The following is a 14,058-nucleotide window of genomic DNA, read 5'->3' on the forward strand; positions in this document are numbered from 1 at the left end:
CAGATCGGGCTGCCCTGAGGGCTTTAGGGCAGCCCGATCTGACAGCGCAACGTGGGGCGCAGCGTGCGGTCAGGCGACGCGCGTGATCTCCACGCTGACGCTGAGGGCCGATCCCCCGCCGCCGGACAGGATGCCCTTGAGCGGCGGCACGTCGCGGTAGTCGCGGCCCCGGGCCACGGTGACGTGGAAGTCCCCCGCGGGTTTGTGGTTGGTCGGGTCCCAGCTGCGCCATTCGCCGTCCCACCACTCGAGCCACGCATGCGACTGGCCGGCGACCGTCTCGCCGAGCTCCGCCGTCGAACGCGGGTGAAGGTAACCGGACACGTAGCGGGCCGGGATACCGCAGCTGCGCAGTGACCCGATGGCGAGGTGTGCCAGGTCCTGGCAGACGCCCTGCCGCTGGTTCCAGGCCTGTTCGGCGTTGGTGGTGACGCCGGTGGAGCCCTTCATGTAGGTCATTTCACCGCGCATCCAGGCAAAGACCGCCATGGCGGCCTCGTGCGGCGATTTCCCCTCGACGACGCCGGGAATGATGGCGAGCACCTCGGAGCCGGGACCTGTGAGCTGGGACTGGGGAATCCAGTCGCTGAACTGGTCTAGGCGTTCCGGTGCGGCCAGGACGTCCCAGCCGACGATGTCGGCCTCGGTTGCGATCTTCTCGACCCGGTGCACCTCGACGGTGGTGGTGGACAGCACCTCGAGGTGCTCGTGCGGCATCTGCATGTCGAAGGCGGTCACCCGGGTGCCCCAGTAGTCGCGGTAGCTGCTCAGGGCCGCCTGCGAGGGGGAAACCTTCATGGAGGATTCCAGTACCACCTGCTGCGGGTCCGTCAGCGGGGTCATCCGGGCCTCGTTGTAGGACAGGGTGACGCGTTTGTTGTACTTGTAGGCCGTCTTGTGGACGATGTTCAGCCGGGTCATGAAACTTCTCCCACCCAGGCCAGTTCGTCTGCCTGATTGAAGTACTTACGGGAAATGGCGTCCGAGGCCTGCGACACGGCCTTTTGCACACGCTCCATGTGCTCCGGCAGCTCCGACATGAGGTCATCGGTGCGGTGGAACTCCAGGAAGGTGCGGGCCTGCCCGACGATCCGGCGGGCGTCGTTGATGAAGCCGACGCGCTGGGCCGAGGGGTCGAGCTTCGCCAGGCACTCGTCGGCGTCGCGCAGCGCGTAGACGATGGACCGCGGGAACAGCCGGTCCAGCAGCAGGAATTCGGCCGCGTGCTGGTCCCCGAACGCCGCCCGGCGGGTCCGCAGGAAGGATTCGTAGGCCCCGGCGCAGCGGAGCATGTTCACCCAGGACATGCCGGCCGAGAGGACATCGCGGGTGGACAGCATGCGCGCGGTCATGTCCGCACGCTCCAGCGACCGGCCCAGGACCAGGAACTGCCAGCTCTCGTCGTGGCTGACGGTGGTGTCGGCGAGGCCGCTGACCATGGCGGTGCGCTCCAGGACCCAGTTGCAGAACCGGTAGGTGCCCACCACGTCCTTGCGGTGCTGGTTGAGCCCGTAGTAGGTCGTGTTGAGGCTTTCCCAGAGCCCGGAGGAGACGGTCTCGCGGGCGCGGCGGGCGTTTTCCCGGGCGGCTCCGAGGGAACCGGCAATGGAGGTGGCACTCTGCTTGTCGTAGGCGAGGGCGTTGAGCAGTTCGGGCAGGCCGAAATCGTCACTTTGCGCGCGGGCACCCATGACGGCGAGGAGTTCCTGCGCCACGCTGCGCTGTTCCTCCATGGGCAGATGGTTGAGCCGTTCGAGGTGGACGTCGAGGATCCGGGCGGTGCCGTCGGCCCGTTCCACGTAGCGGCCGATCCAAAACAGTGACTCGGCAATACGGCTAAGCATTCGCGGTTACCTCCTGCGCGTCAGAAATCTGCTGCTGCTGTTGCTGCTCTTTCTGGCTGTCGCGCCAGTTGCTCTCCACCGGCCAGACCGAAACCCGCTCGCGGACTGCGATGGTGGGCCGCGGGATCACTTCGACGGGGACCTGCGGGGAGTCGGCCAGGACCCAGGTGTCCTTGGAACCGCCGCCCTGGCTGGAATTGACGATCAGCGAGCCCTCCTTGAGCGCCACACGGGTCAGTCCGCCGGGGAGAACCCAGACGTCCTCGCCGTCATTGACGGCGAAGGGGCGCAGGTCCACGTGCCGGGGGCCGAACTTGTCGCCGCTGAGCGTCGGCACCGTGGACAGCTGCAGGACTGGCTGGGCGATCCATCCGCGGGGGTCGGCGATGATCCGCTTGCGCAGGGCGTCGAGTTCGTCCCTGGACGCGTCCGGGCCGATCACGAGGCCCTTGCCGCCCGAGCCGTCCACCGGTTTGACCACGAGCTCGTCCAGGCGGTCCAGTACGTGTTCCCGGGCCTCCTTCTCTTCGAGCCGGAAGGTGTCCACGTTGGCGATCACGGGCTCTTCGTTGAGGTAGTACCGGATGAGGTCGGGCACGTAGCTGTAGACCAGCTTGTCATCGGCGACGCCGTTGCCCACGGCGTTGGCGATCGTGACGCCGCCGGCGCGGGCGGCGTTGACCAGGCCGGGGCAGCCGAGCATGGAATCGGCACGGAACTGCAGCGGGTCCAGGAATTCGTCGTCGATGCGTTTGTAGATGACATCCACGCGCTGCTCGCCCGCCGTGGTGCGCATGTAGACCCGGTTGCCGCGGCAGATGAGGTCGCGGCCCTCGACGAGTTCGACACCCATGAGTCCGGCGAGCAGGGTGTGCTCGAAGTAGGCGCTGTTGAACACGCCGGGGGTCAGGACCACCACGGTGGGATCGTCGACGCCGGAGGGTGCCGTCTTCCGCAGGGCGGACAGGAGCCGGCGGGGGTACTCCTCGACCGGACGGATGAGCTGCTGGCCGAAAGCCTCCGGCAGGCCCTTGGCCATGGCCCGGCGGTTCTCGAGGACGTAGCTGACGCCCGAGGGCACGCGCACGTTGTCCTCCAGGACCCGGAACGTGCCCTCGGCGTCGCGGACGACGTCGATTCCGGAAATGTGGACCCGGACGCCGCCGGCCGGCTCAAAGCCGTGCACCTGGCGGTGGAAGTGCGCGCTCGTCGTGACGAGCTGGCGCGGGATGACGCCGTCGGAGACCACGGTCATCTTGTCGTAGACGTCATTGAGGAAGGCTTCAAGGGCGCGGACGCGCTGGGCCACACCGCGTTCCAGGACGCTCCACTCATCGGCGGGGATCACGCGGGGGACGATGTCCAGGGGGAAGGGCCGTTCCTCACCCGCGAAGTCGAAGGTCACGCCGCGGTCCAGGAAGGTCCGGGCCATGGAATCGGCGCGGGCGCTGACGTCAGCCAACGAGAGTTCGCGCAGGGCCAGGGCCACCTGCCCGTAGGATCTCCGGGCCTGCTGGCCGGGGGCAAACATCTCGTCGTAGGCGCCGGTGCGGCCGGCGGCCTCGGAGTATTCCTGGAATAGGTCAGACATGGTCACTAGCCAACCACTTTTTTGTTCTGAAATCATTTCGGCGGCCCGCGGCGCGGCGCTCAGTGCTGGCCGCGCAGTCCGGGCCGCCTGCCGGGACGGCTGCGGTTACGGCTTTTCCGGCCGGGTACGGCAATGTAGGGGCGTGCCCCTGAAGAGATCCGCCACCGCCTCAGCCCTGAGAGAGGCCGCGCCAGGCCTGGCCGGCGCCGCGGCGGCCGTCGCCGTCGCCGTCGCCGCCCACCTGCTCCTTCCCGCGCTGCCGGCGATGACAATGGCCGTGCTCCTCGGGCTGCTGGCGGCCAACCTGCCGGGCGTGTCTGGCTGGACCGCCGGGCCGGCGCGGCCCGGGCTGGACTTCGCCGGCAAGCACCTCATGCGGGCCGGGATCGTGCTGCTGGGCCTGAAAGTCAGCCTCGGCGATGTCCTGGGCCTGGGCTGGGCCGCGCTGCTGCTCGTGACCGCCGTGGTGCTGGCCGCTTTCGCCGGGACGTACGGGATCAGCAGGCTCTTCCGGCTGCCGCCCCGCGTGGCGCTGCTGGTGGCCACGGGATTCGCCATCTGCGGGGCGTCAGCGATCGGGGCGATGGCCGCCGTGCGCAGAATCCGGCAGGAGGAAACCGTGCTGCCGGTGGCGCTCGTGACCTTGTGCGGCACGCTGGCGATCGGTGTGCTGCCGTTGCTCGCGCGGCCGCTGGGCCTGGGTCCGGAGATCTTCGGGGCGTGGACCGGCGCCTCCGTGCACGACGTCGGGCAGGTGGTCGCCACCGCCCAGACCGCCGGTACCGCGGCGCTGGCCGTCGCCGTCGTCGTCAAACTCACCCGGGTGATCCTGCTGGCGCCGATGGTCGCCGCCGCGGGCTTCCATCACCGGCTGGGCACCGCAGCCGACGGCGCCAAGCGCCCCCCGGTGGTCCCGCTGTTCGTCATCGGATTCGTGGCCCTGGCGGGCCTGCGCACCACCGGGTGGCTCTCCCCCGCGGCCCTGGACGCGGCCGCCACCGTCCAGGACCTGCTGCTCGGCATGGCGCTCTTCGGGCTGGGCTCCGCCGTCCGGGTGGGCCAGCTGCTGCACACCGGCGCACGCGCGCTGCTGGCCGCGCTGGCGTCCTGGCTGCTGATCGCCCTGCTCGGGCTGGCGGCCGCCTTCCTGATGTTCCCGCCGGCGTGACCGGGCACACACGCTCCCGTGATTAGATAGCGGGGTGTCAAACCAGAATCTGAGCCGCGACGAGGCCGCGGACCGCGCCGCCCTCATCACCACTCACAGCTATGATGTCTCCCTTGACGTCCGGCAGGCGGCCGACCCGAACGTCGCCGGCTACACGAGCCGCAGCATCATCTCCTTCTCGGCCAGCGAACCCGGGGCGACGACCTTCGTGGATTTCATCGCCGGCAGCGTGCACAGCGTCTTCCTCAACGGCAAGGGACTCGCCGTCGCCGACGTCGTGGACGGTTCCCGGATCCGGCTCGAGAACCTGCAGCCGGAGAACCAGGTCACCATCACGGGAACGGCCCTGTACAGCACCTCCGGTGAGGGCATGCACCGCTTCGTCGATCCCGCCGACGGCCAGTGCTACCTCTACACGCAGTATGAACCCGCCGACGCCCGCCGGGTGTTCGCGAACTTCGAACAGCCGGACCTGAAGGCCGAGTTCACCTTCCACGTCATGGCCCCTTCCGACTGGCAGGTGTCCTCCAACGGCGCCGAGGTGCTGCGCACCCAACTGACGAGTGATCCCGCCACGAGCCGCTGGGACTTCGCGCCCACCAAGGCGATGTCCACCTACATCACCACCGTCCTCGCCGGACCGTACTTCAAGGCCGAGGACGCCTGGCGCGGCACGCTCGCCGACGGCACCGTTCTGGACGTACCGCTGGCGCTCTACTGCCGCGCCTCCATGGCCGCATCCTTCGACACCGACGCCCTGTTCCGCCTCACCAGGAACGGGCTGTCCTTCTTCAACGAACTCTTTGATTTCCCCTACCCGTGGGGCAAATACGAGCAGGCGTTCGTCCCCGAGTACAACCTCGGCGCCATGGAAAACCCGGGCCTGGTGACCTTCACCGAAAGCTACGTCTTCACCTCCCGGGCCGCCGATTCGCAGTACCAGGCCCGCGCCAACACGCTCCTGCACGAGATGGCGCACATGTGGTTCGGGGACCTCGTCACCATGAAGTGGTGGGATGATTTGTGGCTCAAGGAATCCTTCGCGGATTACATGGGCACCCTCGGCGTGGACCGGACCACGGACTGGGACACGGCCTGGGTGAACTTCGCCAACAACCGCAAGGCGTGGGCGTACGTCCAGGACCAGCTGCCCACCACCCACCCGATCGTCGCCGATATCCCGGACCTGGAAGCCGCGAAGCAGAACTTTGACGGCATCACCTACGCCAAGGGCGCTTCGGTGCTTAAGCAGCTGGTGGCCTACGTCGGGTTCGAGGCCTTCATCGCCGGGTCCCGCCAGTACTTCCGGGACCACGCCTACGGCAACACCACTCTCGCCGAACTGCTGGCCGCCCTGAGCGCGGCGTCCGGCCGCGACCTCAGCGAATGGGCCCGCCAATGGCTCCAGACCTCCGGCATCTCCACCCTGTCCAGCGAGATCACCGAATCCACCGAAGTCAGCAGCGCGCTCAGCTCCGTCACCGTCCTGCAGGATGCCGTGGATCCCACCACCGGCCGGCAGGAGCCCCGCCCGCACCGGCTGCGGATCGGCCTCTACGATTTCGACGACGCCGGCGCCCTGGTCCGCACGGACAGTGTCGAGACCGATGTGCGCGGCGCCCGGACCGACGTGACCGCGCTGGCCGGCAAACCGCGGCCTGCGCTGCTGCTGGTCAATGACGAGGACCTCAGCTACGCCAAGGTCCGGCTGGACCCGCATTCCGAGGCCACTGTCCGCGGCTCCCTGGACAAGCTGGAGGACCCCATGGCGCGGGCGCTGTGCTGGACGGCGCTGTGGGACTCGGCCCGGGATGCCGTCACACCGGCCGCACTCTATGTCGACGCCGTCGAGCGCTTCGGGCCCGCGGAGCCGGGCATCGGCGTCCTCCTCAACGTGCTGGGCAATGCCTCGACGGCGGTGGAACGCTACGTGCCCCGGGGCCAGCGCGATGCCGTGCGCCACGGCTTCCTCACAACGGCCGCCGAACAGCTGCAGACGGCAGCCCCGGGTTCCGACCAGCAATTGGCCTGGGCCCGGACCCTTGCCGCAACCAGCCGCTACGACGCCGGCCGGCTGGACCTGCTCCGGGGCATCCTGGACGGCAGCACGGTGATTGAAGGCCTCGCCGTGGACGCCGAACTGCGCTGGAATCTCTGGCATGCCCTGGCGGCCAACGGCCAGGCCTCGCAGGAGCAGCTCGACCAGGAACTCGCCCGGGACAACACCGCGGCAGGCAAGTCCGGGCACGCCACGGCCCTCGCCGCGCGCCCCGAGGCAGCCGTCAAGGCGGCCGCCTGGGATGCCGCCGTCCACGGCACCGGCCTGTCCAACCAGCTCCTCGGCGCCACGATTGCCGGGTTCAACACCGGCGCGGCCTCCCTGCTGGCCGGGTTCATCGACCCGTACTTCGAATCCCTCGAGGACGTCTGGGCGGACCGGAGCATCGAGATCGCCAGCCGGATTGTCCGCGGCTTCTACCCCGCGGCACAAGACCTGGACGGCGGAACGGCCGAAACCCACGCCGTGATCGTCCGCACCGACCAGTGGCTGGCCGCCCACCCTGATGCGCCGCGTGCCCTGCGCCGGATCATCATCGAACAGCGCAGCCAGCTGCACCGTTCCCTCAGGGCGCAGGCTCTGACGGCACCGGCCCAGGCACCATCGACCGCTCCGTAACGGCCCTTTTGACGGCCGAAAACGGCAGCTATAGAGCAATCGATGGGGTAGACCGGGCCGCTATGGAACTGGCCGTTAGGGGACCCGGTGCAGCCACTCCGCGGTGCCAAACTTGGTCTCCACGCGGCGGCGGGCGGCCTCCAGCTCGGCGTCGGTGAGGACGGACGGGGTCGCGCCGTAGCGTTCGGCGAAGACGTCCATCATCGCTGCAACGATTTCGGCGCGGGCCAGGCCGGTCTGGCGGCGGAGCGGATCCACGCGCTTCTTGGCGCTCCTGGTGCCCTTGTCGGACAGTTTCTCCTTGCCGATCCGCAGCACCTCCACCATCTTGTCGGCGTCGATGTCGTAGCTCATGGTGACATGGTGCAGCATGCCGCCGTTGGCGAGCCGCTTCTGCGCGGCGCCGCCGATCTTGCCGTGCTCGGTGGCGATGTCATTGAGCGGCACGTAGAAGGCGCTGATGCCGACCTTTTCCAGGGCCGCCATCACCCAGGCGTCGAGGAAGCGGTAGGAGTCCGCAAAGCTGATGCCGTCCACGAGGGTCTGCGGGAGGTACAGCGAGTAGGTGATGCAGTTCCCGGCCTCCATGAACATCGCTCCCCCGCCGCTGATCCGCCGGACCACGCTGATGCCGTGCCGGGCCACGCCCTCGGGGTGGAGTTCGTTGCGGACGGACTGGAAGCTGCCGATCACCACGGAGGGCTCCTCCCAGTCCCAGAACCGCAGGGTGGGATTGCGCCGCCCGGCGCCGACTTCCTCGGTGAGGACCTCATCCAGGGCGACGTTGACGTGGGTGGGGAGGACGGACGGGGCGATGATATTCCAGTGGTGGTCCGCCCAGCCGGTGGCCTTCGCCAGGGCGCGGCGGACGGCGACGGCGACGGCGTCGGCGGAAAACCCGAACAGCACGGTGCCTTCGGGCAGCGCCGCCGTCACGGCGTCCGCGATGTCCGCGGCGCTCGTCTCGATGGGCAGCCCGGTGAGCGCCCGGTTGATCTCCGGCAGCGCCTCGTCGGGTTCGAGGAAGAAGTCCCCGCTCAGGGAGACGTGGGCCAGGACGCCGTTGACGACGTCGAAGTCGGCGACCACGAGCTTGCCGCCCGGGACCTTGTACTCGCCGTGGTGACGGGCGCCGCCGTCGTCGTCGGGGCTGGGAGCGGTGGCCGCAGGATGGGATGTCATGACCTCCATCCTGCCGCATGCGTCGGGGAACCTGGGAACCCGGGTCACCCGGTCAGCGGAAGGGCAGCAGAGACGCAGAAAGCCCGCACCGTTGCCGGTGCGGGCTTTCCATAAGACCTTGGGGAAGAAAGTTACTTCTTGCCGCCGAAGCCCTTGAAGCGAGCGTTGAAGCGCTCGACGCGGCCTGCGGAGTCCATGATGCGCTGCTTGCCCGTGTAGAACGGGTGGGACTCAGAGGAGATTTCGACGTCGATGACCGGGTAGGTGTTGCCGTCTTCCCACTCGATGGTCTTCGAAGAAGACACGGTGGACTTGGTCAGGAACTTGACGCCGGAAGCCAGGTCGTTGAAAACAACAGCTTCGTACTTCGGGTGAGTATTAGACTTCATAATTGGACCTTTGTTCGCACAACTGGATTTTGCCAGTTGCCAGGTATGAGTGGGATGGCCGGCGGAAAGCACCGGACGGCCAGCTACCAATGATAGCCGATCCCCGGACCGCTGACGAACAGCATTGGCGCACGTCAGCGCGGCGCGGCCGCCGCACGATGCAGGGCGCCTCAGTCCTTCGGGCGGAGCTCCCAGAACGCCACCGCCGACGCCGCGGCGACGTTGAGCGAATCGACGCCCGGGCGCATCGGGATTTTCACGGCGAGGTCGACGGCGGCCAGGGTTCCTTCGCTCATTCCCGCGCCTTCCGTCCCAAGCACCAGGGCCAGCCGCTCCGGGCGGCGCGCCGCGAGCACGTCGAGGTCCACCGCGTCCTCCGTGAGCTCCATGGCCGCCACGGTGAAGCCTTGCTCCTGCAGCGCGGCCAAGCCTTCCGCCCAGTCCTCCAGCCGGGCCCACGGCACCTGGAACACGGTGCCCATGCTGACCCGCACGCTGCGGCGGTAGAGCGGATCCCCGCAGCGCGGCGAGACCAGGACGGCGTCCACGCCCAGGGCCGCGGCCGAGCGGAAAATGGCCCCGACGTTCGTGTGGTCCACGATGTCCTCCAGCACCGCAACCCGGCGGGCTCCGGCGAGCAGGTCCGCCAGCGGCACCGGGGCGGGCCGGTGCATGGCGGCCATGGCGCCGCGGTGCAGGTGGAAGCCGGTGATTTGCTCGAGCAGAGCCGCGGGGCCGATGTAGGCCGGCACCTCCGGGTACTGCTCGAAGACATCGGCGAGGTCCCCGGCCCACTTCTCGGCCAGGAAGAAGGACCGCGGCCGGTGCCCTGCGGCCAGGGCCCGGCGCAGGACGCGGGAGGACTCGGCGATGTACAGCCCCTCCGCGGGTTCCCGGATTTTGCGCAGGTGCACGTCCGTGAGCTGCGTGTAGTCCGCAACCCGCGGGTCGTCGGCGGATTCAAGAAAGTGAAAGGTCACGGGCAGGTCATTCCTGGGAGGCTGTTGGAAGGGCTATTTGAACAGGTTGGCGATCATGAACCCCAGCGCCACCAGGCCCAGGGTGAAGATGACCCCGCGCAGGACCGCCGGGGAGAGCCGGCGCCCCACCCTGGAGCCAATCACGCCGCCGATCAGGGAGCTCACGGCGATCAGCCCGACCACACCCCAGTCGATCCGGTCGAAGGCGAACAGGAGGTAGGAGGCGGCGGCCACCACGTTCACGCCCAGGACCAGGAAGTTCTTCATCGCGTTGGCGTTCTGGATGGTCCCGGTCATGAACACGCCCAGGATGCCGACTAACAGGATGCCCTGGGCCGCCACGAAGTAGCCGCCGTAGACGCCGGCGAGATACACCAGCACCACGAGCAGCACACCGTGGCGGCGGTCCCGGATCGCGTGCTCGGGGTTCTCCTCGCGGTTCCTCACCCACCGCTGCAACCGCGGCTGGAAGACCACCATCAGCAGGGCCAGCACGATCAGGACGGGGGCGGCGTAGTAGAAGACTTTCTCGGGCAGGTGCAACAGCAGATAGGCGCCGGTGACGGCACCCAGCAGCGAGGCCGGCAGAAGCCGGAGCAGCTGCTTGCCGCGGCCCTCGAGTTCTTTCCGGTAGCCCCAGGCGCCGGTGGCGTTGCCGGCCACGAGCCCCATGGCGTTGCTGATGGAGGCCGTGACGGGGGCGTAGCCCAAGGCGATCAGCACCGGGAACGTGACCAGGGTGCCGGATCCGACGACGCTGTTGATGGTGCCCGCCCACAGGCCGGCGAAGAATATGAGGGCACTATTGAAGAGCTCCACGCGCGGTCAGCGGCCCCGTCAGCGGCTGGCGGTCGCGGTGTACCGGCCCGCGTTGACGCTGACGTCCAACGGCAGGCCGAACGTTTCACTCAGGTTTTCCGCCGTGAGGACCTCCGGCAACGGGCCGGAAGCCACGACGCCGCCGTCGCGCATGAGCATCGCATGCGTGAAGCCCGGCGGCACTTCTTCGAGGTGGTGGGTGACCAGGACGATCGCCGGGGCGGCGTCGTCGCGGGCGAGTTCGCTCAGGCGCTGGACCAGGTCCTCGCGGCCGCCGAGGTCGAGCCCCGCGGCCGGCTCGTCCAGGAGCAGGAGCTCGGGATCGGTCATGAGGGCGCGGGCAATCTGGACGCGCTTGCGCTCCCCCTCGGAAAGCGAGGCGAAGGGGCGGTTGAGCAGTGGGCCCATCCCCCACTCGTTCAGCAGCCCGAAGGCGCGCCGCTCGTCGTCCTTCTCGTAGCCCTCGCGCCAGCGGCCGGTCACGCCGTACGCGGCGGTGACCACCACGTTGAGGACCTTCTCGTGCTCGGGGATCTGGCTGGCCAGCGCAGCGGAGGACAGCCCGATCCGGGGGCGGAGCTCGAAGACGTCGACGGCGCCGAGGACTTCCTCGAGGATGCCGGCCATTCCGGAGGTCGGGTGGATGCGGGCCGCGGCCAGCTGGAGGAGTGTGGTCTTACCGGCACCGTTGGGGCCCAGGATCACCCAGCGTTCGCCCTCTTTGACCTGCCAGTCGACCTTGTCCAGGAGCGTCTTCGCCCCACGTACAACACTGACCCCGGCCATTTCAAGAACATCACTCATAGGAGTAGACACTAGGACAAAAAAGCGGGCGACTGATAACCGGCGCCGCGCCCTGCCGTGGAGCGTCACGCGGCGCCTGCCCGGGCGCAACGAATTCGGGCCGCCCGCGGCCCGCTCGCTAGGATTGAGGCCATGAGTTCGAACGTGACCGCAGTGAGCTACGGCCTGAAACTGTCCCTTCCCGACATCCAGCGGCTGCGTTCGCTCCTGACGGCCGCCGGGCTGGGCGTCGGGGCGGAAACCCGGACCGGCGACGCCCGCTTCGAGGTGTACGCCGTCGACTGCGCCCTGGACAGCGTGCAGGGCGCCTCGCTGGACGCCTCCCGGGGCGCCTCCCAGGCCGGCGGAGCGGACAGCCGCCAAGACGCCGGACGGGACGGACGGACTGCCGACGCCGCCACAGCCGCCGCGGTTGCGGAAGCCCGTCTGGACAGTGCGCGCCGTGCGCTGGCGGCCGCCGGCATCGAGGGCGTCGACACGGCGCTGGTTCCGGCAACACTGCGCAGCGCGCCCCGGAAGTTCCTCATCATGGACGTGGACTCCACCCTCATCCAGCAGGAAGTGATCGAGCTCCTGGCCGCCTACGCCGGCAAACGCGAGGAAGTAACGGCGGTGACCGAGGCGGCCATGCGCGGCGAGCTGGACTTCGCCCAGAGCCTGCACGCCCGGGTGGCGGTCCTCGCGGGGCTGCCCGCGGACGTCGTCGAGTCTGTCCGCGCCGAGGTCAGGCTGACCGAGGGCGCCGCCGAGCTGGTGGCGGCGTTCCAGGCCGCCGGCCATGCCGTGGCGGTCGTGTCCGGCGGCTTCAACCAGATCCTCCGGCCGATCGCCGAAGACCTGGGGCTGCACTACTGGATCGCGAACGAACTCGAAATCGTCGACAGCGCCTTGACCGGCAAGGTGCTCGGCGACGTGATCGACCGGGCGGCCAAGGAGAAGTACCTGCGCGAATGGGCTGCGGCCGAGGGCATCCCGATGGAACACACGATCGCCGTGGGCGACGGCGCGAACGACCTCGACATGCTGGGCGCCGCCGGGATCGGCATCGCCTTCAACGCGAAGCCGGCCGTCCGCGCTGCCGCGGACGCCGCCGTCAACCTTCCCTATCTCGACGCCGTGCGGTACATCGCCGGAGTCTGATGCATTAACCGGGAAGGCACGTCCCGGCAATGTTTAGTCAAAACATTCCCGGGACGTGCCTTTTAGACGCGCCATCCCGGCGCGCGTGGCGGGCTGCGCCTAGCTGGAGCTCTTATCCGCTGCCTGGTCTGCGGTCTTACCGAAATAATCCGCACCGCCGACGTATTCCGTGTGGCCGGTTTCGACGTCGGCCGAGGCCATCTTGGCGACCTCCGCGGCAAACTCCTTGACCGAGTACAGCTTGCCGGCTTCTGCGCGGCGTGCCTCGATGGCGCCGGGGTTGGAGCGGTCAAGCAGGGTGGCCGTGACGGTGCCCTCGATCATGTCGCCGGAGACGACCACTAGCGTGATCCCCTTCTCGGCCAGGTTCGGGACCAGTGCCCGGAGTGCGTCCTCGCCGGCGCGCTTGCTGCGGGCCACGGGCTCGTACTCGGGCATGGTGGGCACCGTGTCGATGAAGTGGGCCTGGTGGCTGGTCACGAAGACCACGCGCGAGCCGTGGGGCATGAGCGCGACGGCGGCGTTGAGCATGTTCACCTGGGCGTCGCGGTTCAGCTTCAGCGCGTAGCCCTCTTCCATGCCGGTCTCCATGCCGCCGGAGGCGTTGAGGACCAGGAGGTCGAGCGAGCCGAAGTTCTCCATCGCGGCGCTGGCGAGGGCCTGGACGCCTTCCTGGGTGGTGAGGTCCGCCCCGATGGCCGCGGCACGGCCGCCGTCGGCTTCGATCTCGGCGACAACCTTGTTGGCGCGCGGCGCCTTCTGGCGGTAGTTGACGACGACGGCCGCACCCTCGGCGGCGAGGATTTTGGCCACTTCGGCGCCGATTCCGCGCGACGAACCGGTCACGATCGCAGTCTTGTTCTCCAGCAGTCCCATACGAGCTCCTTTGTTCCAAACGTCCAAATACTGTGGGTCTGCAATCCATCATGCCAGCGGACCGCGCCATTACAGTTGTTCAGCATCCACAAAGAAGCCCCGGCGGCGTAGTTCCGTCGTCCCGTGGCTTGGACGTGCCGGGGATGGGTCAGCCGCGGTCGATCCGGATCTTCGTCGTCGCTTCACCGGTCACAACCTTGGGCGCCGGTGCGCGGACTTCCAGGACACCGTCCTTGTAAGTGGCGGTGATGTCTTCTTCCCTCACCCCCGCGGGCAGCGCAATGCTCCGGGCGGCCCGGCCGTAGCGGAACTCCGAGCGGTAACCGTCCTTGCTCTTGTGCTCGGACGACTCCCGCCGCTCCACCGCAATATTCAGCACGCCCTCGCCGACCGAGACGTCGACGTCCCGGTCCGGGTCGATCCCCGGCGCTTCCGCCCGCACCACCAGGGTGGTGCCCTCCTGGAACTGTTCGATCTTGATCCCTGGCGCTATGGACAGATCACCGTCAAGGAAGCGGCGGACCGGTTCCAGCATGTCCGAGGGCGTCCATTTGCTGAGATCACTCATGATTTCCTCCTGAGTCCACG

13 protein-coding genes are annotated in these 14,058 nt (G+C 68.5%); 3 read left to right on the top strand and 10 right to left on the bottom strand.

The window, feature by feature from the left end; translation table 11 throughout:
* Positions 1-69: 69 nt before the first annotated feature.
* Genes ARTB_RS03320 through ARTB_RS03330 form a run of 3 tightly spaced genes read right to left on the bottom strand, consistent with a single transcriptional unit; the run spans position 70 to position 3,435 of the window.
* Positions 70-921, bottom strand: a complete 852-nt coding sequence (locus ARTB_RS03320; protein WP_243177656.1) for a transglutaminase family protein — start codon at positions 919-921, stop codon at positions 70-72.
* Entirely contained in the window at positions 918-1,844 is a 927-nt protein-coding gene (locus ARTB_RS03325) for an alpha-E domain-containing protein (RefSeq protein ID WP_026266338.1), read from the bottom strand. The genes ARTB_RS03320 and ARTB_RS03325 overlap by 4 nt, the downstream gene beginning before the upstream one ends.
* A complete protein-coding gene (locus tag ARTB_RS03330) occupies positions 1,837-3,435 on the bottom strand; it encodes a circularly permuted type 2 ATP-grasp protein (protein WP_243177658.1) in 1,599 nt (532 codons plus the stop codon). Before ARTB_RS03330 ends, ARTB_RS03325 begins: the two co-directional genes overlap by 8 nt.
* Before the next feature lie 142 nt (positions 3,436-3,577).
* Here ARTB_RS03330 and ARTB_RS03335 point away from each other — a divergent pair, with 142 nt between their 5' ends.
* The gene (locus ARTB_RS03335; protein ID WP_243177660.1) at positions 3,578-4,603 is read left to right on the top strand and encodes a YeiH family protein; all 1,026 of its coding nucleotides are present in this window, start codon (positions 3,578-3,580) and stop codon (positions 4,601-4,603) included.
* Positions 4,604-4,637: 34 nt separating this feature from the next.
* Positions 4,638-7,280, top strand: a complete 2,643-nt coding sequence (gene pepN / locus ARTB_RS03340) for an aminopeptidase N (protein ID WP_243177662.1) — start codon at positions 4,638-4,640, stop codon at positions 7,278-7,280.
* 75 nt (positions 7,281-7,355) lie between these two features.
* Here the strand turns inward: pepN and ARTB_RS03345 are convergent, their stop codons facing one another.
* The 5 genes from ARTB_RS03345 to ARTB_RS03365 form a co-directional block, all read right to left on the bottom strand.
* On the bottom strand, positions 7,356-8,462 hold the full coding sequence (locus ARTB_RS03345; protein WP_243177664.1) for a lipoyl protein ligase domain-containing protein: 1,107 nt from the start codon (positions 8,460-8,462) through the stop codon (positions 7,356-7,358).
* Between the two features lie 131 nt (positions 8,463-8,593).
* A complete protein-coding gene (locus ARTB_RS03350) occupies positions 8,594-8,851 on the bottom strand; it encodes a type B 50S ribosomal protein L31 (RefSeq protein ID WP_018772953.1) in 258 nt (85 codons plus the stop codon).
* Between the two features lie 170 nt (positions 8,852-9,021).
* Complete coding sequence (locus ARTB_RS03355) at positions 9,022-9,831, bottom strand: TrmH family RNA methyltransferase (protein WP_028275542.1); 810 nt, start codon at positions 9,829-9,831, stop codon at positions 9,022-9,024.
* 33 nt (positions 9,832-9,864) lie between these two features.
* A complete protein-coding gene (locus ARTB_RS03360) occupies positions 9,865-10,650 on the bottom strand; it encodes a sulfite exporter TauE/SafE family protein (RefSeq protein ID WP_243177666.1) in 786 nt (261 codons plus the stop codon).
* A gap of 18 nt (positions 10,651-10,668) precedes the next feature.
* Positions 10,669-11,454 carry an ABC transporter ATP-binding protein gene (locus ARTB_RS03365; protein WP_026266341.1) on the bottom strand — a complete coding sequence of 262 codons (786 nt, stop codon included), beginning with the start codon at positions 11,452-11,454 and terminating at the stop codon, positions 10,669-10,671.
* 132 nt (positions 11,455-11,586) lie between these two features.
* Here ARTB_RS03365 and serB point away from each other — a divergent pair, with 132 nt between their 5' ends.
* Positions 11,587-12,594, top strand: a complete 1,008-nt coding sequence (serB, locus tag ARTB_RS03370) for a phosphoserine phosphatase SerB (RefSeq protein ID WP_243177668.1) — start codon at positions 11,587-11,589, stop codon at positions 12,592-12,594.
* Positions 12,595-12,693: 99 nt separating this feature from the next.
* Here serB and ARTB_RS03375 read toward each other — a convergent pair whose 3' ends face one another.
* Entirely contained in the window at positions 12,694-13,470 is a 777-nt protein-coding gene (locus tag ARTB_RS03375) for an SDR family oxidoreductase (protein ID WP_028275539.1), read from the bottom strand.
* A 148-nt stretch (positions 13,471-13,618) separates the two neighbouring features.
* Complete coding sequence (locus ARTB_RS03380) at positions 13,619-14,038, bottom strand: Hsp20/alpha crystallin family protein (protein WP_028275538.1); 420 nt, start codon at positions 14,036-14,038, stop codon at positions 13,619-13,621.
* Positions 14,039-14,058: the final 20 nt, after the last annotated feature.

The sequence above is a fragment of the Arthrobacter humicola genome (assembly GCF_022803015.1).
Taxonomy (GTDB): domain Bacteria; phylum Actinomycetota; class Actinomycetes; order Actinomycetales; family Micrococcaceae; genus Arthrobacter; species Arthrobacter humicola_A.

What these genes read in the sequence shown, in the direction of transcription:
- ARTB_RS03320 (WP_243177656.1), bottom strand. Translation starts at nt 921, where the DNA reads ATGACCCGGCTGAACATCGTCCACAAGACGGCCTACAAGTACAACAAA.
- ARTB_RS03325 (WP_026266338.1), bottom strand. Translation starts at nt 1,844, where the DNA reads ATGCTTAGCCGTATTGCCGAGTCACTGTTTTGGATCGGCCGCTACGTG.
- ARTB_RS03330 (WP_243177658.1), bottom strand. Translation starts at nt 3,435, where the DNA reads ATGTCTGACCTATTCCAGGAATACTCCGAGGCCGCCGGCCGCACCGGC.
- ARTB_RS03345 (WP_243177664.1), bottom strand. Translation starts at nt 8,462, where the DNA reads ATGACATCCCATCCTGCGGCCACCGCTCCCAGCCCCGACGACGACGGC.
- ARTB_RS03350 (WP_018772953.1), bottom strand. Translation starts at nt 8,851, where the DNA reads ATGAAGTCTAATACTCACCCGAAGTACGAAGCTGTTGTTTTCAACGAC.
- ARTB_RS03365 (WP_026266341.1), bottom strand. Translation starts at nt 11,454, where the DNA reads ATGAGTGATGTTCTTGAAATGGCCGGGGTCAGTGTTGTACGTGGGGCG.
- serB (WP_243177668.1), top strand. Translation starts at nt 11,587, where the DNA reads ATGAGTTCGAACGTGACCGCAGTGAGCTACGGCCTGAAACTGTCCCTT.
- ARTB_RS03375 (WP_028275539.1), bottom strand. Translation starts at nt 13,470, where the DNA reads ATGGGACTGCTGGAGAACAAGACTGCGATCGTGACCGGTTCGTCGCGC.
- ARTB_RS03380 (WP_028275538.1), bottom strand. Translation starts at nt 14,038, where the DNA reads ATGAGTGATCTCAGCAAATGGACGCCCTCGGACATGCTGGAACCGGTC.